The following is a 21,572-nucleotide window of genomic DNA, read 5'->3' on the forward strand; positions in this document are numbered from 1 at the left end:
TAACTAAGCAAGTACCAAATTTGTTGTGAGGAAAATAATAATGCGTTTTGAAAAATTTACAAATCGCTTACAGCAAGCCTTATCTGATGCGCAATCTTTAGCAATGGGCAAGGATCATACAGCGATTGAAGGCATCCATATACTATCGACACTGCTTGAAGAGCCATCAAATATGAGTTTGTTGCAGCAGGCAGGGGCGAATTTACGAGAATTGAGCACAAAGTTGCAACAGGCGCTTGCTGATGCACCAACACTTGCCCATCCAACTGGGGATATCAATCTCAGTCCAGATGCGGTTAAAGCGCTTAACTTGGCAGATAGTTATGCACAAAAATCGGGTGATGAGTTTCTTTCAACAGATTGGGTGTTACTTGGTTTAGCAGAAACAGGTGCAACCAAAACTATTTTAAATGCGGTTGGTGTTCAATCCGCAGGTTTAAAAGCGGCGATAACTAAAGTTCGAGGTGATGAAAAAGTCATGAGTAACAATCATGAAGATCAACGTGATTCATTAAACAAATACACCATTGATCTCACTGAGCGAGCACTTTCTGGCAAGCTTGATCCAGTGATTGGGCGAGATGATGAAATTCGTCGAACAGTCCAAGTTTTATCACGCCGTACAAAAAATAATCCTGTTTTGATTGGTGAGCCGGGTGTTGGTAAAACTGCCATTGTTGAGGGTTTAGCACAGCGTATCGTTAATGGAGAAGTGCCTGAAAGTTTAAAAAATAAACGTGTCTTATCACTTGATCTTGGATCGCTTTTAGCTGGTGCAAAATATCGTGGTGAATTTGAAGAGCGCTTAAAAGCTGTATTAAAAGATCTTGCTAAACATGATGGTGAAATTATCCTCTTTATCGATGAGTTGCACACTCTAGTCGGTGCAGGTAAAGGCGACGGTGCAATGGATGCAGGTAACATGTTGAAGCCTGCTTTAGCACGTGGAGAATTACGTTGTGTAGGTGCTACAACATTAGATGAATATCGACAATTCATTGAAAAAGATGCAGCACTTGAACGTCGTTTCCAAAAAGTATTGGTTGATGAGCCTAGTGTTGAAGACACGATTGCGATTTTACGTGGATTAAAAGAGCGCTATGAAGTACATCATGGTGTTAAAATCTTAGATTCTGCCATCATTGCTGCAGCTAAAATGTCACATCGATACATTACAGATCGTCAACTACCAGATAAAGCGATTGATCTAATTGATGAGGCAGCATCTCGAATTAAGATGGAGCTAGATTCAAAACCTGAGTCTCTAGATAAATTAGAGCGTCGTCTTATTCAATTAAAATTACAGCTTGAGGCTGTAAAAAAAGATGAAGATGCAGGAAGTAAAGCTGAAGTTTCACACTTAGAAAAACAAATTGCTGAAGTGGAGAAGGAATACAGCGATCTTGAAGAAGTGTGGATTTCTGAAAAGCGTTTAGTGCAAGGCGATCAACAAACTCAGGCTGAGCTTGATCAAGCACGTATTGCGATGCAAAAGGCACAACGTGAAAATGATCTAGCTGAAATGGCACGACTTCAATATGGAGTAATTCCTGATTTGGAGAAACGACTCAGTGAAGAAGCATCTGAAGAGAAAGTTGAACCTAAATTATTGCGTAATAAAGTGACGGACAATGAAATTGCCGAAGTTGTAAGTGCTGCAACAGGAATTCCTGTAGCAAAAATGCTACAGGGTGAGCGTGAAAAATTACTCAGTATGGAAACATTTTTACATAACCGCGTCGTAGGCCAAGATGAAGCGGTAGTTGCAGTTTCTAATGCTGTACGACGCTCACGTGCTGGACTTTCAGATCCAAATCGCCCAAGTGGTTCATTCTTATTTTTAGGTCCAACAGGTGTCGGTAAAACTGAGTTAACTAAAGCTTTAGCAAACTTCTTATTTGACAGTGACGATGCCATGATCCGTATCGATATGTCTGAATTTATGGAGAAACATTCTGTTAGTCGTTTGGTGGGAGCACCTCCTGGTTATGTTGGTTATGAAGAGGGTGGTGTGCTAACTGAAGCAGTACGCCGTAAGCCTTATAGCGTGGTGTTATTTGATGAAGTAGAGAAGGCTCATCCAGATGTATTTAATATTCTGCTTCAGGTACTTGACGATGGTCGCTTGACTGATTCGCAAGGGCGTGTGGTGGATTTTAAAAATACCGTGATCGTCATGACTTCAAACTTAGGTTCAAATGAAGTGCGCGAATTAGGTGACATGGCGACGGAACAAGATGTACGCAGTGTTGTGATGGCTGCTGTTTCTGAGCATTTTAGACCAGAGTTTATTAACCGAATTGATGAGCTTGTAATCTTCCATGCACTGAAAAAATCGCAGATTCGAGGTATCGCGGATATTCAGTTAGATCGCTTACGTGCTCGTTTGGCTGATCGTGATTTAAGTTTGACTGTAGATGACACTGCTTTCGATGAATTAATTGAGGCAGGATATGACCCAATCTATGGGGCTCGACCACTTAAACGTGCTATTCAACAAAAGGTTGAAAATACATTGGCTCAAAAAATCTTGGCGGGAGAATTTTTGCCAGGAGATACAATTGTTATACAAAGCACTGATGGAAATTTGAGTTTTAGTAAACTTAAATTAAATTAGAATTTAATAAACAAACTTAGAAAACCTGAATTCGTTCAGGTTTTTTTTCATTTAAGTGATTTAAAAATAATAAATTTATTTTTTAATAAAATTGCTACTCAAATCTATTAAGTATAAGATTGCACTCAATATTTTTGTGAATAAATGTTTAATTTGTTTATTGATTCACAAAAGGAATTCATTGTTTAGCTTAATGGGATCAATATGCTAGAATTAAAACGACTCCGAAAATTAAAAAAAGAACCTTATAGTGAGTTTGTTAAGGTAAAAGATTTAAAACCCCGTGATATTGAAAAGATGTTCAATATTTACAGTAACTATTATTCAAATACAGTCTTTGAAATTTTTGAAAGAGACCTTCTGGAAAAGACTGGTGTGTTTATCATTCGAGAACCCAAAAAAGATTTTTTAGTGGGTTTCTCAACTGTAATGGAGCGAAATTTTACCGTGAATGGTAAAACTGCCCATGCTTTTTTTAGTGGTGATACCATTATTGAGGAGGCGTATTGGGGTAGTCGAGCATTACAACGTGCGATGTTTCGTTATGTAATGACCTTCAAATTACGTCATACGGGTGTACCGATCTATTGGATGCTGATCTCAAAGGGCTTTAAGACCTACTTACTTCTTGCAAATAATTATTATCACTATTATCCAAATCCAGAAAATAAAGATGAATATTTAAAAGATTATGTTGAAGCGTATTGTCGTGAGTATTTTGCAGAATACTATGATGATGAATCAAAGCTGATTGATTTTGGAGAAAACTATCAGTGTCTGAAACCTGATGTGGCCCCAATAACAGAAGAAATGCGCCAGAAAAATCGTAAAATTGAGTTTTTTGAGGAATGCAATCCATCTTGGGTTCAAGGTACTGAATTACCGTGTATTGGTGAGCTGCGTTGGGTTGATATTTTGCAAACAGCGGTAAGGTTTGTGAAAAAATCATCGCTCAAAAAAAATAAGTCGAATCTGAATAAAGATAAATTATCTAAATCGGCTCAAACCAAAGATCAAGATCAAGATTCTAAGGTGGCCTAATGTCTGTGATATTTGCAGCTCATCAAGTTTTAAATTTGGCCTGTAAAAAATCATTTAAAGACTTTTATCAATACGCTGATCAATTGGAAAAAGTTCAGCGTGATAAATTAAAAGTTATATGTGATGATCCAAAGATGGAATATGAGTCGTTTGCTCAACATTTTCCAGTAACACGTTATGCTGATTGGAAGCAGAAAGTTGAAGCATCACGTAATCAAGGCGTAAATTTACTTAATAAAAGTAAAATTATCCGATTCCAGCCTACAAGTGGTTCAAGTGAAGCACTCAAATTTATTCCATATACCCAACAATTTTTAGGTGAAATAGATCAGGCGATTGGTTTATGGCTCACGAGTTTATATCGTCGTTATCCTGAACTAAAACGTACAACACACTATTGGTCTGTATCTTGGTTGCCTGAAAGCCAGCGTCAACTGACGACCACTCATAATTTAAATGATGATAGTGCCTTACTTTCTTTTTCAAAACGAATTTTAACTCAAATTACGCAGGCCGTGCCTGCTGACATTGCTTTGGCAGAAACTGCTGAAGATGCGATGTTCGCTACGGCTGTATATTTAGTCAGAGATGAAAATCTCGGCATGATTTCAGTGTGGAGCCCAACTTTTGCACTGCAACTGATCGAAATTATCCAAGAAAATAAGAGTGAAATCGTTGAGGTTTTATCGACTGGTCAGTGGAGTCGTCAAAGTTTAGATTTTTTAAAAATCAAAAAATCAGTAAAACGTAGCCAGATTCTAGAACGATTAGATTTGGAAGATCCGACTTGTTGGAAAAAATTGTGGCCAAAGCTATTTTTAATTTCATCTTGGGATACCGCAAGCGCACAGCACTGGGCACAAATTTTAAAAACCAAAATTAAGGGTGTAAATTTTGAAGGTAAAGGGCTTTGGGCCACTGAAGGCGTAGTGACTATACCTTTAGATGATCATTATCCCTTGATGTATCAAGCTCATTTTTATGAGTTTCAAGATTTAGATACTCAGCAAATTTACCCTGCTTGGCAGCTTAAGCCAGGTCAAATCGTGAGTCCGATTATTACGACAGGTTCTGGCCTAAAACGCTACATTATTGATGATGAATTATTGGTTGATTCTTTTTATCAGGGCATTCCGTGCTTTAAATTTCTTGGTCGAAAGATGACAGTTGATTTGGTCGGAGAAAAGATTGATCAATCTGTTGCTTTGCGTGTGATCGATACATTTAAACAAAACGGTTTTTTACCCATTAGTTTACTCGGAATAGAACAGACTGAATCGAAACCTTATTATGTTTTGCTTTCTGAGGGTAGTGTGAGTGGGCAGCCGTCCGATCAACAGTTAGATCAATTGCTAAAACAAAATTTTCACTATGAGTTGGCACGTAATTTAGGGCAATTAGATGAAGCACGCGTGATGCATTTGGAAGATGCATGGCATGAATATAAGACAATCGCAATGCGCAATGGCATGATTGAGGGGAATATCAAGCCAGAACCGTTGAAGAAAATGAAATTTATTTAAGAATTTAAAAATGACAGAGCAAAATTTACTATATCGATCAAAAACCTCGCCTGAATTTTATCTACGTTATGCTGCGGAGCAAGATGATCCTCAATTGATTGAGCTGATTTCTGAAAGTATGCCGAGTAACGGTATGGTGATTTCATTTGAGCGGAAACCGAGTTATTTTCGTGCTACACATGCACAATATAATAAGCCTGAAATTTTGGTTGTCGTACATCAAGATCAGCCTGATCAAATTATTGCCATGATGAACATCGGTTGGAAATCGTATTGGATCAATGGCGTCACTGAACAATTACGCTATGTATCAGATTTACGAATCAAACTTACAGCTCGGGGTAAAAAAGCGTTTAATGTATTTATGGAATACATTTTTGAATGTTTCCCTCGTGAAATTATCTTTCAAAGTGTGATTTTAGAAGATAATAAAGTAGCTCGTAATATGATGCATCGTGAAAGAGAAGGATATGCTTTACCTTATATCTTTGATTCGATGACCACTTTTACCATTTCTAAGGTGCCTAAGTTTAAGCAGTCTGCTGAACTTCGCCTTGAAACAATGACCATAGATAAGATTGATGCGGTCAATGGTTTTATACAAGAAATGGCTTCCCATTATAATTTTTTACCTGATTATGACTTTAGACAGTTATTGGAAGCTAATCATCCTTTTTGGTATGGGCTGAGATTAGAAGACTTTCATTTAGTGCTCAATTCAGATCATAAAATCGTAGGTTTATTTGGTTTGTGGGATCAAAAAGATTTCAAACAAACTAAAGTGGCGAGTTATTCTACAACGTTAAAACTGTTAAAACCTGTCTATAACACTTATGCTCGAATTACTGGACAGTTAACGCTTCCCGAAGAAGGGCAATCCTTTGATTATCTCATGACGCATAGTTTCCTCTGTGATCCAAGTGCGTTAGACGTACTAAAGTTTATGCTGACCAAAGTAAATACATTGGTGAAAGCTCAGGGTAAAACATCATTTTGTGTGACTGTGGTTGAGAATGACCCACGTAAGCAAGTTCTAGAGCAGTGTTCATCACATAAAATGAAAGCAGTTCACACGCTTCATAGTTATGAAAGTAAACCCTATGACGTGATTGATCGTTCTAAATACTCTTACTTTGAAGTGAGTCGTATTTAAGAATATGGTGCGTTCATCGGAATGCGAGTGAACGCACTTGATTAGCTGTAATTAATAAATATATAAATAAAATTACAATAATAATTCTCGAGATAAAAAATGGAATTCATAAGTGTTACTTTTCGACGGTCAATTTTAATTTCTTGCATGCTGATGTGTGGTTTTCAATGGGCAACTGCACAGCAATTAGAAGAATCTGAACTTATCGAACAGCAAGTGATTGATCAGAATTTGAATGAAAATTTAGTGCAAGAATTAAAAAAAGAAGTATCACAGAGCGCTGAGGTACAAATACAAAATCAACAACATTTGGCTCAGACTCAAGCAGAAGAATTTAATCAGAAGCAATTGGTTTCAAATGCAGTTTCTGATTTTGAATTGAGCAAAAAAGCAGATCCTGAGCAGATTAGCAAAACCATTAAACCACTGACGTATTATCCTTATGATACGTTACCACGTACTGTCTATGTTTCAACAGATCCAACCATTATTGTGACAAAGGAATATTCACCTTCAAAAAATTTAAGAAAATAAAAAAGGGCAAACGAATTGCCCTTTTTTTATTGGTCAAGCTCTCTAGTCATTAGGCTTGAAGGTGTCTAATTTTCCATGAACGATGAATTTTAGTATTACGTTTAAAATCTAGACCAATTGTTTCATGGGTGAGTTCTTCAATGTCATAAAACGCTTTGATTTCGTCGTCTAATTCGAAACCACGATAGTTATTTGAGAAATACAGCGTACCACCAGTGGTTAAACGATTCATTGCACGTTTAATCAGGGATAAGTGATCACGTTGAACGTCAAACGTACCATGGAATTTTTTAGAGTTCGAGAACGTTGGCGGATCGATAAAGATTAAGTCATATTGTTCATGACCTTCTTTTAACCATTCAAAACAATCGCTGGCAAAGAACTGGTGTTGTTGGTCAGCATGATCAACCGTTAAACCATTTAAGACAAAGTTTTCTTTAGACCAGTTCAAATAGGTATTTGAAAGGTCGACACTGGTCGTGCTCGCAGCACCACCTAACGCAGCATGTAAACTTGCAGTTGAGGTATAACTGTATAGATTAAGGAAATGTTTACCTTTTGCTTCAGCAGCGATGCGTAAGCGAATTTGGCGATGGTCGAGGAAAAGGCCAGTATCCAAATAATCTGTGAGGTTAACCAAAATTTTCGCTTTGCCTTCTTGAACGATAAAGCGTTTAGAGGCAGTACTTTGTTTTGTGTATTGGTTTTTACCTTCCTGACGAGCACGAGTCTTGATAAAAATGGCATCGCGACCTAAACCTGTGACAGCACGGATTGCTTGTAAAGCAAGATTAAAACGTTTTTTCGCTTTTTCAGGATCGATTGATTTTGGTGGGGCATATTCTTGAACATGCAATCGGTCACCATATAGATCTACGGCGACATTGAAGTCTGGTAGATCAGCATCATAAATTCGCAAACAATAGATATTTTCTTTTACAGCCCATTTTTTCAAATTCTGCATATTCTTTTGCAAACGATTTGTAAAATCTTCAGCACCTTCAATTTTATCGAATTGAAGTGGTTGCCAATTGGCTAAGAAAGGTTGTGTCACAACAGGTGGCTTAATCTTACCTGAGCGAATATAAATAGGTAGCTTACCATTCATTAAGCGAAGCGTTTGAGTTTCGCTAAATGCCAACACGTCTGCTTGTTCAATTTGAGCTGCAATAACTGCGGCAGTTTGGTTGGCAAAGTTCTTTTGAAGTAAGCCAGATAGACCAAGATAGAATGAACGGCTAGAGCCTTTATCACCAAGACGCTCACCATAAGGTGGGTTAGTGACAACGACCACAGATTTACCTTCTGCCTTAAAATCTGGCCAATCAGAAAGGGTGCGCTCTTCTATTTGAATTTGATCTAGCAATGCCTCAAATCCTGCAGCGCGGATATTATTTTTGGTTGCTTTTACTGCTTCCCAATCTGCGTCAAAGGCATAGAATTTTGGAAGCGGTTTTTCTAAGGCAACTTTGTGACGTTCCGCAGCTTCACCTTTAATTTGCATCCAAAGATCATGATCATGACCATTCCAGCCATTAAAGCCGAAACGACGAACCAAACCAGGCGCGCGGTCAGTTAACATCATCAAAGCTTCAATAATAAATGTTCCTGAACCACACATTGGATCAAGAACAATATCTGGATTCTTTTCAATTAATTTTGCATGTTGAAGAATGGCTGCTGCCAAATTTTCTTTGATCGGTGCATCAGTCATATAGTGGCGATAGCCACGTTTATGCAATGAATCGCCAGACAAATCTAAACAAAAAGTATGTTCTTTCTTACCAGCCAAAGCATAAATGGTAATTTCTGGTTGTTTGATATCGATGCTTGGACGTTTACCGACAGCCTCCATGAAGGAATCTACGATACCGTCTTTTACACGTAATGTGGCGAATTGGCTATTGACCTTGATCTCACGTTCAACATGTAAACGCACAGCAAATGTACTTTGAGGTGCAAAAATAAGCGACCAGTCAAAACTATTTGCACCTTCGTAGAGTTCTTCAGCTACATCGCGTGCATCGTGAGTAAATTCAACTTCAAACGTATGGATAGGCGTCAAAACACGTGATGCAAGACGAGACCACATACAAATGCGGTAGGCATCAGCCAATTGACCTTTGAAAACCAATCGCCCAGGGAAACGTTCAACGTTTTGTACTCCTAAACCTTCAATTTCTTCTTGAAGTAAGGTTTCAAGCCCATCTGCACAGGTAACCCAATATGTAGAAAGACGAGGTTTAGAATTCATGAACATTCCCAAAGACAAATAAAGCAATCGCATATTTTAACTTATTTTTGATTTTAAAACTGCTTTAATGCGTTGATCCAACCATTTTAAAAATAATTTAAATTTAAAGATTGATTGAAACTGGTTGATATGGCCCCATAAAACTAAAAAATACTAAAAGATAAAAAAATATGCTGGCTTTAATTTTCTCTATGTTTACCTTTTCATTATCGATGTCTATCTCTCCTGGACCTGTTAATTTAACTATTCTCAGTAGCAGTATGAACTTTGGTGTTCGAAAAACTTTTGCTTTTATTTCAGGTGCAACCATTGGATTTACTGCTTTTCTTGCAGCAGTTTGCGTTGGTCTATATCAGATTATTTTGTCGTATCCTGTTCTTTTGGATGCTATTGCGCTGTTAGGAACGGCTCTATTGGTTTGGATTGGCTGGAATATTTTAAGCGCTAAAGGCGAAAGAATTCGAACAGATCACCAAGATCTAGAGAAGATTCCAAATTTTACGCAAGGTGCTTTAATGCAGTTGCTGAATCCAAAAGCTTGGATTGCCGCCGTTTCAGGTACAGCCCTATTTTCAGCTTCAGAGAATAGTGTTTATTTAGCGCTTTTTGTTTTGATTTATTTTATGGTCTGCTATGTCTCTTTATGGCTTTGGGGATATGCAGGGGAAAAATTGGCCCAGTTTCTTAATGTGGCAAATCGAGCAAGAATTTTGAATAGGGTGATGGGAAGTCTTTTAATCGTGATTGCTATACAGATGTGTCTCACTCATTTTTTAACATATCCATAAAACTATGAGTGGATCATTTATTAAAAATTTCTATTTTTATAATCTAACTCACTATTTCAGGGAAATTTGATTGAACAGATGTATCAAAATAAAGATAAACAAGCTTTTATGTAGGAGTTAGGAGCCTAATTTTGAGGGAATTAGAAGATTTCAATGGAATACTTTTGGTTAAATTAAGTTTTTGAAAAATTTTATGAAACGTCATAAGTCGTGATTAAGTTAGATATTGATCAGCTGCAGTGTGGGTCACTGCCAAATCATTTTAGAATCTGTATAATACGTTGACTTAACGTATAAGGAATCTCTCATGCACTTCGCTGCATTGCATACACCGAGCCAGATTCAACTCAACCAAGATGGGAATCTCAAACACTTCCTCACCATCGAAGGCCTTTCAAAAGAAACTCTTACAAAAATATTGGACACTGCACAGTCCTTTTTTAATGACCAAAATCAGCTCATTACCAATAATATGCTTGAAGGCAAAACGGTAATGAACCTGTTTTTCGAAAATTCGACACGTACACGAACGACATTTGAAGCAGCGGCAAAACGTCTTTCTGCCAACGTGCTCAATATTGATATTGCTCGCTCAAGTACTTCTAAAGGCGAAACACTGAGAGATACACTGTGGAATTTAGAAGCAATGGCGGCCGATATCTTTGTTGTTCGACATTCTTCATCGGGTGCTGCACATTTTATTGCGAAGGATGTTTGTCCAACTGTTGCGATTATCAACGCGGGTGATGGACGTCATGCGCATCCAACACAAGCAATGTTGGATATGCTTACGATTCGCCGTGAAACCAATAAAAAATTTGAAGATATTTCCATTGCGATCATTGGGGATATTAAACATTCACGAGTTGCACGTTCTGATGTGGCTGCATTGCAAACATTAGGTTGTAAAGATATTCGTGTGATTGCGCCGAATACGTTACTTCCTTATGGCTTCGATGAATATGGTGAAGGTGTTCGCCTATTTAACAATATGGAAGCTGGGATTAAGGATTGTGATGTTATCATTACTTTACGTATTCAAAATGAACGTATCGATTCACCTGCATTATCTTCACAAGCTGAATTTTACAAAATGTATGGTTTGAACAAAGAGCGTTTGGCTTTGGCCAAACCTGATTGTATCGTGATGCATCCAGGGCCGATGAATCGTGGTGTTGAGATTGATTCAAGTATTGCAGATGGTCCTCAATCCGTGATTTTGAATCAGGTGACCAATGGTATTGCGGTGCGTATGGCAGTTCTCGCGCTGGCGATGCAGGGTCAGTTACAAGAACAAGGTTTAATTGAAGCAGTTGCGGTATAAGGAATCAGTCATGTCTATTGTTAAAGTCGAAAATGTACGCGTCCTAGATCCAATTGCTCAAACTGATCAAATAGAAACTATTTTTATTCAAGATGGAAAACGCATCGAAGCGACTTCAGATGTGCATGAAAGCATCGATGGGCAAGGCAAATGGTTGATGCCAACGATGGTTGATTTGTGTGCACGTTTACGAGAGCCAGGTCAACAACAACATGGAACGTTGAAATCTGAAGGTAAAGCAGCACGTGAAAATGGCATTTTACATGTATTTACCCCACCAGATTCAAAACCTATCGTTCAGGACAATGGCGCTTTAATTCATGGTCTTGTTGAAAAGGCCATGTTAGATGGCGGGATTTACCTTGAGGTGATAGGTGCACAAACACAAGGGCTTCAAGGAAATCAACCAGCCAACATGGCGGGTTTAAAAAAGGGTGGTTGTACTGCTGTATCAAATGCAAATGCACCTTTTGCGAATGACGATGTAGTGCTTCGTACGCTTGAATATGCTGCAGGTTTGAATTTAACTGTCGTATTCTATGCTGAAGAGCCTCAAATTGCGAAAGATGGCTGTGTGCATGAAGGCTTTATTGCTTCACGCCAAGGTTTACCCATGATTCCTGCTTTGGCAGAAACGGTCGCGATCGCAAAATATCTATTAATGATAGAGGCGACAAAAGTCCGCGCACACTTCGGATTACTGTCTTGTGGTGCTTCGGTTGAGTTAATACGTATCGCGAAGGAAAAAGGATTGCCAGTCACGTGTGATGTTGCAATGCATCAGTTACATCTTACGGAATCTTTAATTGATGGATTCAATTCCTTGGCACATGTACGTCCACCTTTGCGTTCAGAGTCTGATAAAGAGTTACTTCGTCAGGGAGTGAAATCTGGAGTAATTGACGCGATTTGTACGCATCATGAACCACTCAGTAGTTCTGCAAAAATGGCACCTTTTGCAGAGACTTTGCCAGGTTTTACTGCTTTTGATTCATATGTTCCTTTTGGAATCAAATTGATTGAAGAAGGTTTATTTAGTCCATTAGAGTGGGTTGAAAAAGTAACGAGTGCGCCAGCTGCTGTTGCACAAATGACTGAGACATGGAAAGCACAGGCTGGATGGGTGCTGGTTGATCCAGATTTGGAATGGACACTTGATAAATCTTCTATTATTTCTCAAGGTAAAAATACACCGTTGATTAATCAAAAAGTCAAAGGTAAGGTAATTCGTACTTTCATAAAATAATGTGAATTCAATCATTTAAAGGTCGATTAATATCGGCCTTTTTTATTTTGGATGATTGAATAATTCATGATTCAGTATATTTTATGAAGATCTTTATTTTTTAATAAAATTTTACTGAGAGCTTCAAGAAGAATAAAAAAAACCAATGAGGTTTGGTATTAAGAGCTTGAGCATGATTTGGGGAGTAGCATGAAACTTCAGATGAAAACATTGACCACATTGTGTATGGTTGGTGTGTTGTCAGAATGCCAACAAGTGTATTCAATCATGTATGCTTTTAATCGTTGTGATCAACCTGAAGTGCAATTAAAACTCGAACAAGTCATCCATAAAGACATCGCGAATATCTCAGCGACTCAACTCAAAAGTATTATAGAAAATGATCAAGTTATTATAGATGGTCAACTCTTACAGCGTAGTTTGAAACCAGTTCAATTTAAAATTGAAAACATTGATAAAATAAAGAAAATGAGATCCTCTGATCAGACGATGTGTACAGCAAGAGTCACTGCTGAACTACCATCAAATTATCTGACGGATGCTGATGTATCGCGCGCATTAAATCGAGAGTCAAATGTGTTAGAATCAGCTGCACTTTCTCAATTAAACTTTGAGAACAATCAGATTTCTACTGAGTTAAATTATAGTGTACGAATTTCAGAGCATGAAGTAACTGTACAATTGGTGAATGCACTACATTTCACCAGCTTTATGCAAAAAGTTCTAATAGATGCCCATTTAAAACCTTCACGTTTGACGGCTTTAGCGTTAGATCGTCAAAAGAAACAAGCACTTTTAAATAATCAAAATAAAACCTCAGATGATTATCAATCCATTCTTATTGCTGAAGCACAACTTAAATTAGATCAAGCCAATGAGGATCTAAATTCTGTATGGAGTAGAGCTTCACTTCAAGCACGCCAAAAAATACAATATGAGCAAGAACTGTGGGCAAAAAAGCGTAATTTAGAATGTAAATTAAATAGTGAAGGCGCCGATAATCCTGAAGTTTTTCGATTGAATTGCGAAACAAATATGGCGATTAGTCGAACATCTGAATTACAGCAAAAAATTTTCACTCTAAGTTAGGCATTGATTAAACAGGGTTGTTGAGCGTTAGCTTTTACGCATCAAATTTTAAAAAAATAAAAATGTGATGGAGTTGTTGTTTTTTATTTGATTAAATATGTCAAAATTATAAATATGCGGTATAAAAAATGACGTATAAGATTAAATTGGCTTTGATTATCTCTATCATCTTCGTTGCAGGTTGTGATCTGAATAAGAAAAGCAAAGACACCTCACAGAATGTAGAAATTGCTGATTGGAGTTGTACTTCTCCTACGAATGTCAAAGAAATTGAACGCTTTGCGCAACAGGAATATAACAACATTTTAGATCGTCGTTTAAAAGCAACAGATCAGTATGAGTCAGATTTAAAATTACTTTCCCAAATCAACTCATCGCTTAGATTTGAACTCAAGTCGATTACAACAACGAGTGATCCTTCAAATGCAACAAACAAATTGACGTGTTCAAGCCAGTTGGTTATCCACCTACCGAAGGGGCTTCAACGTCGTGCTGAAAATGCATACCTTGAAAAACCTTGCGAATACGAATGTGAACATGACGAAGGTAGTTATACGCTCCAACATTGGATTAATGATGTTCATGGCAATATCAGTTATGGGCAAGATAAGCTCACAGGCACTTTGAATTATGAGATTACCAAGACGGATAAAGAAGGTTTAATGCTGAGTGTGCAACCTGATAATGCATTGTTAGATATTGCTGCAAGTATGACGAGATATGCTGTTCAATTTGAAGCATTTCGTAAAGCAAATCAGAATGAATCAAAAGCTTACGAAGAGTATGAGGCTGTTCAACAAAAACAAAAGGCCTTGGCACTCAAAGCTATGCAATTGAGAAAATCTGATTTAGATAAAGAGCAAGCAAGAGCTGTCGAGCGACTTAATTTAACTTGGGATAATTTGAGCGGCGAACAAAAAGAGCAGCTAAAGAGCGATCAAACTGAATGGTTCGAACGTCGTGACGTGGACTGTAAAGTGGTCTCTCAAAAGTCAATTGAAAGTATCCCAGAAAAAGAACGCGAAACTTATCAGCAACATTATCAATATTGGGACAATGAAATGAATCAAATGAATGTTGAGATGCAATATTCTAAATGTTTCATTCAAAAGACCAATGAGAGAATTGTGTACCTAAACAATGTGTTTAATTAATTCATTACAATATAGCAAAAGGGCGAATTGATTCGCTCTTTTTTTATCGGCATGCTTAGGTATACAGAATATATGTGGAAGCGATATGCGTATTAGTGTGATTGGAGCAGGGCGCGTAGCTCATCATTTGGCTCAGGTATTGAGTCAGCATCATGAGATTGTCCAAGTGTTTAGTCGAGAGCAATCTAAAGCCAATTTGTTGGCGGCTTTAGTAAGAGCTAGACCATGCAATGCAATTGAAGATCTCGAAGACACTGTTGATATTGCATTATTGGTGGTGAGTGATAAGGCAATTGAAGAAGTTGCTGAAAAAGTTGCAAAACAGCTTCCTCAGGCTTTAATTGTACATACGTCTGGCAGTACCCATATCTCTAAAATCACGCAATATCATGAGCGTGCAGGTGTGTTCTATCCACTACAAACCTTTAGCTTTGAAAGTCAAATTGATTGGTTGAGTACGCCAATATTTGTTGAAGCGATGAGCGACCAGGATTTAGCATCCTTGACTCAAATGGCAAAAGAGTTGAGTCAAAAGGTTTATCAATATGACTCAACACAGCGCTTGAGTTTGCATTTAGCAGCTGTCTTCGCGTGTAACTTTACCAACTACTGCTATGACGTCGCTAAGCAGCTCGTAGATGCACAAAAAGTCGATTTTAATTTATTGTACCCATTGATTTTGGAAACTGCGAAAAAAGCGACTTTAAATCCCCCAAAACAGGTGCAAACTGGTCCAGCGATGCGTGGTGATCAAAACATTATCCATATGCATCAAGAGATGCTGGCGCAGGCTGGACGTACGGATTTAAGCCAAGTGTATAGTGTGGTGAGTGATCAAATTTATAAAAGACAATCAGAATAAAAAACAGGACTTAAGTCCTGTTTTTTTATTATTGAATCTTTTTAAATAAGAAGTCGTTAATTTTATGGCCTTCTTCAATTCCACGACGTTCAAACTTAGTTTGAGGACGCCAGTCAGGACGAGGATAACTGTTACCTTTACCCGCCATATTTTCTAAACGAGGGCGGTTATCTAATACATCTAACATCCATTCTGCATAGGGTTCCCAATCGGTTGCAGCATGGAATGTTCCACCCATTTCAAGTTTTTCTTCAACTAAAGGCATACGATCGTGTGAGACAAAGCGACGTTTATGGTGACGTTTTTTCTGCCAAGGATCGGGGAAATAAAGTTGAATTGCATTGATACTGTTATCTGGCATTTCATGCAAAACTTGAATTGCATCCGCATCAAGTAAACGTAAGTTTGTCAAACCAGCCAGACCCGCTTCATATACACATTGTGCAATGCCAGGAACATGTACTTCAATGCCGACATAATTGCGTTCAGGATTGGCTTTTGCCATAAGTACAAGAGAGCGCCCCATACCGAAACCGATTTCAACCGTCAATGGACGTTCAGGATGCTCAAATTGCTGACGTAAATCACCAACAGGATATTCCAAAATTAAGTGACCATATTGTTCAAGCGCAGTTCGTTGAGAAGTATTCAACGGAGATGAACGGCGCATAAATGTGACAATTTCGCGATGCTCGTTCAAGTTGTCTAATTCTACAACTTGCGGGTCTAATTGATCGTTCGACATAACTTTGGCAAATGAGAAAAAATTCGAATGCGGTATTTTAAGACCTGAGTCTCCTAAGTCAAACCTTTTTCTACCTGAAAGCACTACGTAGCTATCAATGATTTGTCGATCTATTCATGAACTTTTTCAAAATGTCATGAATTGTTCATCTACTTGTCATGCCTGTACACTAGGCTTGGAAAATAATATGAACAATGAATAAGACTTAAAATGAATAAAATAACGCTAAATAAATGGGTGTTCAATAAACTCACATTATCTTTATGTTTGATCGGATTTAGTTCAACGCCGTATGCTGAACTCATGATCAGCCAGTATGTGGATGGTAATAACAACAAGAAAGGTATTGAACTATACAATCCAGATGGAGGTGTTGTTGATTTATCCGCGTATCAATTAAAAATATTTCCGAATGGTCTAACCACCGCGAATTTGACGGTTAAGCTGCAAGGAACTTTAACAGCTCAGCAGCACTTTTTAATTGGACATTCAAATTTAAAAACTGAATTGGGTGAAGCAGTTCAGCAAACTGCTAACCTATCATTCAATGGCGATGATGCAATTGTTCTCTATAAAAACAATGTGGCTGTCGACCGTTTTGGTGCGATTGGAATACAGCAAAACTGGGCAACCGGTTTAAGCTTTGAACGTACAAAGAAAACACATGATGTCGTTTCGATAGATCCATCTGCACCCTTTGAAATTCAAAAAGAGTGGGCTAAATGGTCGGATCGCAATGCTTTTAACCAGTATTTAGCGATTAGTACAAATGAACCAATAGAGCCATCTCCGACGACTCTAAGTTGTAACTCTGCGAATACACCTATCGCTGAACTCTCACAAGCAGCTAAGAATCAAAACTATACTGTGAAGGGGGTGATTACTGCGGATTATCGTTATGCGAATGGATTCTCAGGTTTCTATATCCAAACCCCTGATGCCAAAGCAAAACCCGATCTAACTAACGCGATTTTTGTATATGCTCCTGCTTCAAGTCCTATAAAAGGAGGAAAAGTCGGAGAAGAAGTCGTTCTTAAAGGTCGATTAACTGAATATCAAAATCAGTTACAGATTGATAATTTATCCGAAAATATTTTAACTTGTAATCAAGCGGCAAGCGCTTGGATAACGCCATTATCAATCGAGTTACCATTTGAAAGTTTAACTAACGCGTCAGGGCATGCGCCAAAGCGTTATCAAGGTATGTTGGTTAAAATCCCTCAAACATTAACGGTAAGTGAAAATTACAATTATGGTCGCTACGGACAACTGTCATTAAGTCTAGGACGTTTGTTTATGCCGACCAATATTTATCCAGCTAAATCAGCAGAAGCAACGGCATTGGCACAAAAAAATCTTTTGTCCAAAATTGAACTTGATGACGGATATAATGCACAAAATTTAACGCCTACACTGCCAAGTCATTTTAGTGCTTTAAATACTTTACGTGCAGGTGATCAGTTAAATGCTGTTGAGGGTATTCTAGAATATCGATTCAATTCTTGGCGTATTCAACCTGTACAAGGTCGTACTCAAATCCAAATTAAAGCGAATAACCCGCGGCTACCAATGATTCAGAAAAATTCAAACCAAACCCGTGTCGTGGCTTTCAATGTTTTGAACTATGATAATGGTTTAAATGGTTTTCCAACTGAGCGAGGTGCTAGCAGCAAAGCTGAGTTTGAGAAGCAACATGCCAAAATTGTCAGTGCAATGAAAGAAATCGATGCTGATGTATTTGGTTTAATGGAAATTGCGAATAATGGTTATGGTGAAAATAGTGCCATTGCATATTTAACACGAGCACTAGGATCGGAGTGGAAATATATCACTCCGCCAAATTCAAATCGATTAGGTGATGATGCGATTGCTGTTGCGATTATTTACAACAGTAAGCGTGTAAAACCTGTTAACGCTGCTGCAGTGTTTGATGACCAGTCACAAAGAAATCGAGTGACCCTTGCTCAAAGTTTTCAACCAGTGAGTGGCGGTAAAATCTTTACGGTTATTCCGAATCATTTGAAGTCTAAAGGAAGTTGTCCTTCAAATGATCAATCTGCTGATGCGGATGAAGGTGATGGTCAGGGGTGTTGGAATGCGACACGGGTTAAAGCGGTACAACAACTCATGCAGTGGATTGCAAAGAATCCAACGCAAATTACAGGTCATACGAATACGCTCTTAATTGGTGATTTAAATAGTTATGCAAAAGAAGATCCAATTTTGGCTTTAGAGCGTGCTAATTATACGAATGTACTGGCGGACAAGGTTGTAGGGCTCGGTGAACAGGCATATACCTATGTATTTGGTGTCGACAGTAACAAAGCTGGTTTTGGTGGAGCAGGTAATTTGGATCATGCTTTAGCTGATGCTTCGTTATTTCCTGCGGTTAAGCGTGCATTTGTATGGCACATTAACGCTGATGAGCCAACGAACCTAGATTATAACGAAGAATTTAAGACTACAGAGCAGAAGTCGCTCTTTTATGCTGATCATGCATTTAGATCATCTGATCATGATCCAGTGATTGTCGACTTAGAGCTTAACAGCTCAACAAATGCTGAGCAGCCACAGCGTGACACTAAGTCAGGTGGTGGTTCGTTGAACTTGCTATCCATTTTAGGATTAAGCCTGTTAGCCTTGGTTGGTTGGAGACGCAGAAATCATTCCTAAAACTTAGAAGTAAAAAAAAGAGCCATTTGGCTCTTTTTTTTTAAGTATTTGAGATACGTTCTATCAATGTTATGCTCGCTTGGTTTAGACCCATCACACGTACCTGAGTCCCTTCGGCTTCAAATTTAGCCACGACATTCGCTAACATATTGACAGAAGTGATGTCCCAAATATGAGCATAGCTGAGATCTATTTCTACTTGCTTGATATCTTCTTTGAAATCAAAAAATGCATAAAAAATTTCTGCGCTACTGAAAAATATTTGACCTTTCACCGTATAGTAGCGTACGTGATTTTCTAATTCAGATTGAACTTTTACTTCACTCTCGAGTTTATTAATGAGAAATAAGGCTGACAGAACTACACCAATCAATACGCCTAGAGCAAGGTTATGTGTTGCAAGAACAATCACCACGACAGTAAGCATGACAACATTACTTTGCACGGGATGTTTGCGGAAATTTTTTACTGAATCCCAATTAAATGTCGTGAACGCGACCATGATCATAATGGCGACTAAAGCAGCCATAGGAATATAAGCCAACCAATCTTTAAAGAAGACCACGAGACATAGCAAAAAAACACCAGCCACTAATGTCGATAATCTTGTTCTTGCACCTGAGCTGACATTGATGATGGATTGCCCGATCATTGCACATCCAGCCATCCCCCCCATAAAGCCACTTACCATGTTCGCGATCCCTTGACCGCGACATTCTTGATGACGATCTCCTTCAGACTCAGTCATTTCATCAATCACAGTCGTAGTCATCATGGTCTCAAGCAAACCAACTGTGGCGAGCGTGAGAGAGTACGGTAAAATAATAAGTAAAGTGTCGAGATTGAATGGAATTTCAGGAACTAAAAATACAGGCAAGGTATCTGGGAATGCACCTAAATCACTAACTGTTCTCATGTCAGCGCCAAGTAGAAGTGCCAATACACTGAGTACAATAATACACACTAATGGCGATGGTATGATTTTTCCGATTTTGGGTAAATAGGGAAATGCGTAAATGACCAATAAACCAATCGCTAAAAATATATAGCCTAAGCTATTCATTTGAGCAATTTCTGGAAATTGAGCGATAAAAATGAGAATCGCTAAAGCATTTAAGAAACCATAGACCACTGACTGGGAAACAAAACGCATGAGTTTTGCGACTTTGAGATATCCAGCGATAATTTGAATTACACCTGTCAGAATCGTAGCTGCCAATAAATATTGTAATCCGTGTTCTTTAACAAGAGTGATCATCAGCAGCGCCATCGCACCTGTAGCAGCCGAAATCATAGCAGTCCTACCACCAAAGAAGGCGATCGTAACAGCTATACAGAATGAGGCATATAGACCTACCTGAGGATCAACGCCAGCTATCGCCGAAAATGCGATTGACTCTGGAATCAAAGCTAAGCCTACGACTAAGCCTGCAAGTACGTCAGTTCGAATGTTAGAAAACCACTGATCTTTCTTTAAATAAATCACAATTTGCCTTTCACAAAGATGTAGCAGCGCTATGGTAAAACATCACACAAATAAAAGCTGAAAAAAGCTTGAAAATTAATTCAATCTGCACAATATTCATAAGGAGATCATCGATGTTTACGCTTGCTTGCAATTTAAAAAACAGTTCTTATTGAAAAAAAGCGTGAAGCAATTTAAAAATGATAGTAGTTAGATAACAAGGAAAAAGTATGAAGTTGTATTATTCGCCAGGTGCATGTTCACTCGCAGCGCATATTATTTTAAATGAAATTAATGTTGATTTTGATTTGGTTCGTGTTGATCTTAAAACTCATACCACTGAAAAAGGCGAAGATTACTTCGCAATTAATCCTAAAGGCTATGTGCCGGCGCTAGAAATTAATCCTGGCTTAATTTTAACGGAAAATGTCGCAATTTTACCATTTTTGGCACAGCATGATCCTGCTCAAGATTTAATCCCACCTTCTGGATTAGGTCGAGCAAAAGTATTAGAGTGGCTTGGTTATCTAAATTCTGAATTACACGATGCTTATGCAGTGTTTTTCGGTGCACCGCTCACGGACGATGCTAAACAAAAAGCGTATGCCGAAGTTGATCGTTTACTGACTTTCATTGATAAAACCATTGGTGAATCTAATAATGATTATTTGGTAGATGATAATTTTGGACCTGCAGATGCGTACTTATTTGTACTCACCAATTGGTCTAATCATATTGAACATGACTTGAGTCCTTATAAAAATATTATTCATATACGCAATAAAGTTGCAGAGCGTCAGTCTGTACAGATTGCGATGCGAGATGAAGGATTGATTCCTTAACAGGTAAGGTTTTGTTCCGTTTGTTTCGAGAAAGAGCCGAAAGGCTCTTTTTTTACTCTAAAATTTTCAGAGTAATTTCACAAAGATTATTTAGAAATAGAGAGCATTAAAAAGACAAATTTTTCATCATAATTCGTTTCAGATTCAGTGGTAATCCATTAAATAAGATATCGTTATTCATGATATTTTTTGAACTAAACATTATTTAAGTCGCTGATTTAAATATGATATTTATATTTTGTATTTAAATCGTTGGACTAAA

At 38.0% G+C, this 21,572-nt stretch carries 16 protein-coding genes; 13 read left to right on the forward strand and 3 right to left on the reverse strand.

The genetic code is table 11. From position 1 onward, the window contains the following. The first annotated feature begins 40 nt into the window (after nt 1-40). The 5 genes from clpB to AC1M9F_RS01400 all read left to right on the forward strand — a co-directional run bounded on the left by clpB (nt 41) and on the right by AC1M9F_RS01400 (nt 6,868). On the forward strand, nt 41-2,617 hold the full coding sequence (clpB, locus tag AC1M9F_RS01380) for an ATP-dependent chaperone ClpB (protein ID WP_481595509.1): 2,577 nt from the start codon (nt 41-43) through the stop codon (nt 2,615-2,617). A gap of 204 nt (nt 2,618-2,821) precedes the next feature. After that, nucleotides 2,822-3,658: a hypothetical protein gene (locus AC1M9F_RS01385; RefSeq protein WP_481588431.1), complete on the forward strand. Its 837-nt coding sequence runs from the start codon at nt 2,822-2,824 to the stop codon at nt 3,656-3,658. Next, nucleotides 3,658-5,181: a GH3 family acyl-acid amido synthetase gene (locus AC1M9F_RS01390; RefSeq protein WP_481596862.1), complete on the forward strand. Its 1,524-nt coding sequence runs from the start codon at nt 3,658-3,660 to the stop codon at nt 5,179-5,181. Before AC1M9F_RS01385 ends, AC1M9F_RS01390 begins: the two co-directional genes overlap by 1 nt. A 10-nt stretch (nt 5,182-5,191) precedes the next feature. Further along, a complete protein-coding gene (locus tag AC1M9F_RS01395) occupies nt 5,192-6,334 on the forward strand; it encodes a GNAT family N-acetyltransferase (RefSeq protein WP_481596863.1) in 1,143 nt (380 codons plus the stop codon). Between the two features lie 153 nt (nt 6,335-6,487). Beyond that, the gene (locus AC1M9F_RS01400; RefSeq protein WP_481596864.1) at nt 6,488-6,868 is read left to right on the forward strand and encodes a hypothetical protein; all 381 of its coding nucleotides are present in this window, start codon (nt 6,488-6,490) and stop codon (nt 6,866-6,868) included. Nucleotides 6,869-6,917: 49 nt separating this feature from the next. Here AC1M9F_RS01400 and rlmKL read toward each other — a convergent pair whose 3' ends face one another. Continuing rightward, complete coding sequence (gene rlmKL / locus AC1M9F_RS01405; protein WP_481589786.1) at nt 6,918-9,122, reverse strand: bifunctional 23S rRNA (guanine(2069)-N(7))-methyltransferase RlmK/23S rRNA (guanine(2445)-N(2))-methyltransferase RlmL; 2,205 nt, start codon at nt 9,120-9,122, stop codon at nt 6,918-6,920. Between the two features lie 170 nt (nt 9,123-9,292). Between rlmKL and AC1M9F_RS01410 the strand changes: the two genes are divergently transcribed. From AC1M9F_RS01410 to AC1M9F_RS01435, 6 genes are all read left to right on the forward strand, one after another. Further along, on the forward strand, nt 9,293-9,910 hold the full coding sequence (locus AC1M9F_RS01410) for a LysE family translocator (RefSeq protein ID WP_481596865.1): 618 nt from the start codon (nt 9,293-9,295) through the stop codon (nt 9,908-9,910). 307 nt (nt 9,911-10,217) lie between these two features. Then, a complete protein-coding gene (locus AC1M9F_RS01415; RefSeq protein WP_092766128.1) occupies nt 10,218-11,234 on the forward strand; it encodes an aspartate carbamoyltransferase catalytic subunit in 1,017 nt (338 codons plus the stop codon). A 10-nt stretch (nt 11,235-11,244) separates the two neighbouring features. After that, nucleotides 11,245-12,480, forward strand: coding sequence for a dihydroorotase (locus AC1M9F_RS01420; RefSeq protein ID WP_481588425.1), 1,236 nt, complete (start codon nt 11,245-11,247; stop codon nt 12,478-12,480). Between the two features lie 189 nt (nt 12,481-12,669). Beyond that, nucleotides 12,670-13,569 carry a lysozyme inhibitor LprI family protein gene (locus AC1M9F_RS01425; RefSeq protein WP_481596866.1) on the forward strand — a complete coding sequence of 300 codons (900 nt, stop codon included), beginning with the start codon at nt 12,670-12,672 and terminating at the stop codon, nt 13,567-13,569. Between the two features lie 128 nt (nt 13,570-13,697). After that, nucleotides 13,698-14,723 carry a lysozyme inhibitor LprI family protein gene (locus AC1M9F_RS01430; protein WP_481596867.1) on the forward strand — a complete coding sequence of 342 codons (1,026 nt, stop codon included), beginning with the start codon at nt 13,698-13,700 and terminating at the stop codon, nt 14,721-14,723. An 85-nt stretch (nt 14,724-14,808) separates the two neighbouring features. After that, nucleotides 14,809-15,585 (forward strand): Rossmann-like and DUF2520 domain-containing protein, encoded by a 777-nt coding sequence (locus AC1M9F_RS01435; protein ID WP_092766132.1) that lies wholly within the window; start codon nt 14,809-14,811, stop codon nt 15,583-15,585. 28 nt (nt 15,586-15,613) lie between these two features. Here the strand turns inward: AC1M9F_RS01435 and trmB are convergent, their stop codons facing one another. Next, on the reverse strand, nt 15,614-16,330 hold the full coding sequence (gene trmB / locus AC1M9F_RS01440; RefSeq protein WP_481596868.1) for a tRNA (guanosine(46)-N7)-methyltransferase TrmB: 717 nt from the start codon (nt 16,328-16,330) through the stop codon (nt 15,614-15,616). Between the two features lie 210 nt (nt 16,331-16,540). On the opposite strand from trmB, the gene AC1M9F_RS01445 reads away from it, so the two are divergent. Next, a complete protein-coding gene (locus tag AC1M9F_RS01445; protein ID WP_481596869.1) occupies nt 16,541-19,003 on the forward strand; it encodes an ExeM/NucH family extracellular endonuclease in 2,463 nt (820 codons plus the stop codon). A 40-nt stretch (nt 19,004-19,043) separates the two neighbouring features. On the opposite strand, the gene AC1M9F_RS01450 is transcribed toward AC1M9F_RS01445, so the two are convergent. Then, nucleotides 19,044-20,489 carry a SulP family inorganic anion transporter gene (locus AC1M9F_RS01450; RefSeq protein WP_481596870.1) on the reverse strand — a complete coding sequence of 482 codons (1,446 nt, stop codon included), beginning with the start codon at nt 20,487-20,489 and terminating at the stop codon, nt 19,044-19,046. A 209-nt stretch (nt 20,490-20,698) separates the two neighbouring features. Between AC1M9F_RS01450 and AC1M9F_RS01455 the strand changes: the two genes are divergently transcribed. Beyond that, entirely contained in the window at nt 20,699-21,310 is a 612-nt protein-coding gene (locus AC1M9F_RS01455) for a glutathione binding-like protein (protein WP_092766135.1), read from the forward strand. Nucleotides 21,311-21,572 lie beyond the last annotated feature (262 nt).

This window comes from Acinetobacter sp. ANC_7504, from assembly GCF_056779995.1.

Coding starts and splice junctions, on each gene's coding strand:
- clpB (WP_481595509.1), top strand. CDS start 41: ATGCGTTTTGAAAAATTTACAAATCGCTTACAGCAAGCCTTATCTGAT.
- AC1M9F_RS01385 (WP_481588431.1), top strand. CDS start 2,822: ATGCTAGAATTAAAACGACTCCGAAAATTAAAAAAAGAACCTTATAGT.
- AC1M9F_RS01390 (WP_481596862.1), top strand. CDS start 3,658: ATGTCTGTGATATTTGCAGCTCATCAAGTTTTAAATTTGGCCTGTAAA.
- AC1M9F_RS01395 (WP_481596863.1), top strand. CDS start 5,192: ATGACAGAGCAAAATTTACTATATCGATCAAAAACCTCGCCTGAATTT.
- AC1M9F_RS01400 (WP_481596864.1), top strand. CDS start 6,488: ATGTGTGGTTTTCAATGGGCAACTGCACAGCAATTAGAAGAATCTGAA.
- rlmKL (WP_481589786.1), bottom strand. CDS start 9,122: ATGAATTCTAAACCTCGTCTTTCTACATATTGGGTTACCTGTGCAGAT.
- AC1M9F_RS01410 (WP_481596865.1), top strand. CDS start 9,293: ATGCTGGCTTTAATTTTCTCTATGTTTACCTTTTCATTATCGATGTCT.
- AC1M9F_RS01415 (WP_092766128.1), top strand. CDS start 10,218: ATGCACTTCGCTGCATTGCATACACCGAGCCAGATTCAACTCAACCAA.
- AC1M9F_RS01420 (WP_481588425.1), top strand. CDS start 11,245: ATGTCTATTGTTAAAGTCGAAAATGTACGCGTCCTAGATCCAATTGCT.
- AC1M9F_RS01425 (WP_481596866.1), top strand. CDS start 12,670: ATGAAACTTCAGATGAAAACATTGACCACATTGTGTATGGTTGGTGTG.
- AC1M9F_RS01430 (WP_481596867.1), top strand. CDS start 13,698: ATGACGTATAAGATTAAATTGGCTTTGATTATCTCTATCATCTTCGTT.
- AC1M9F_RS01435 (WP_092766132.1), top strand. CDS start 14,809: ATGCGTATTAGTGTGATTGGAGCAGGGCGCGTAGCTCATCATTTGGCT.
- trmB (WP_481596868.1), bottom strand. CDS start 16,330: ATGTCGAACGATCAATTAGACCCGCAAGTTGTAGAATTAGACAACTTG.
- AC1M9F_RS01445 (WP_481596869.1), top strand. CDS start 16,541: ATGAATAAAATAACGCTAAATAAATGGGTGTTCAATAAACTCACATTA.
- AC1M9F_RS01455 (WP_092766135.1), top strand. CDS start 20,699: ATGAAGTTGTATTATTCGCCAGGTGCATGTTCACTCGCAGCGCATATT.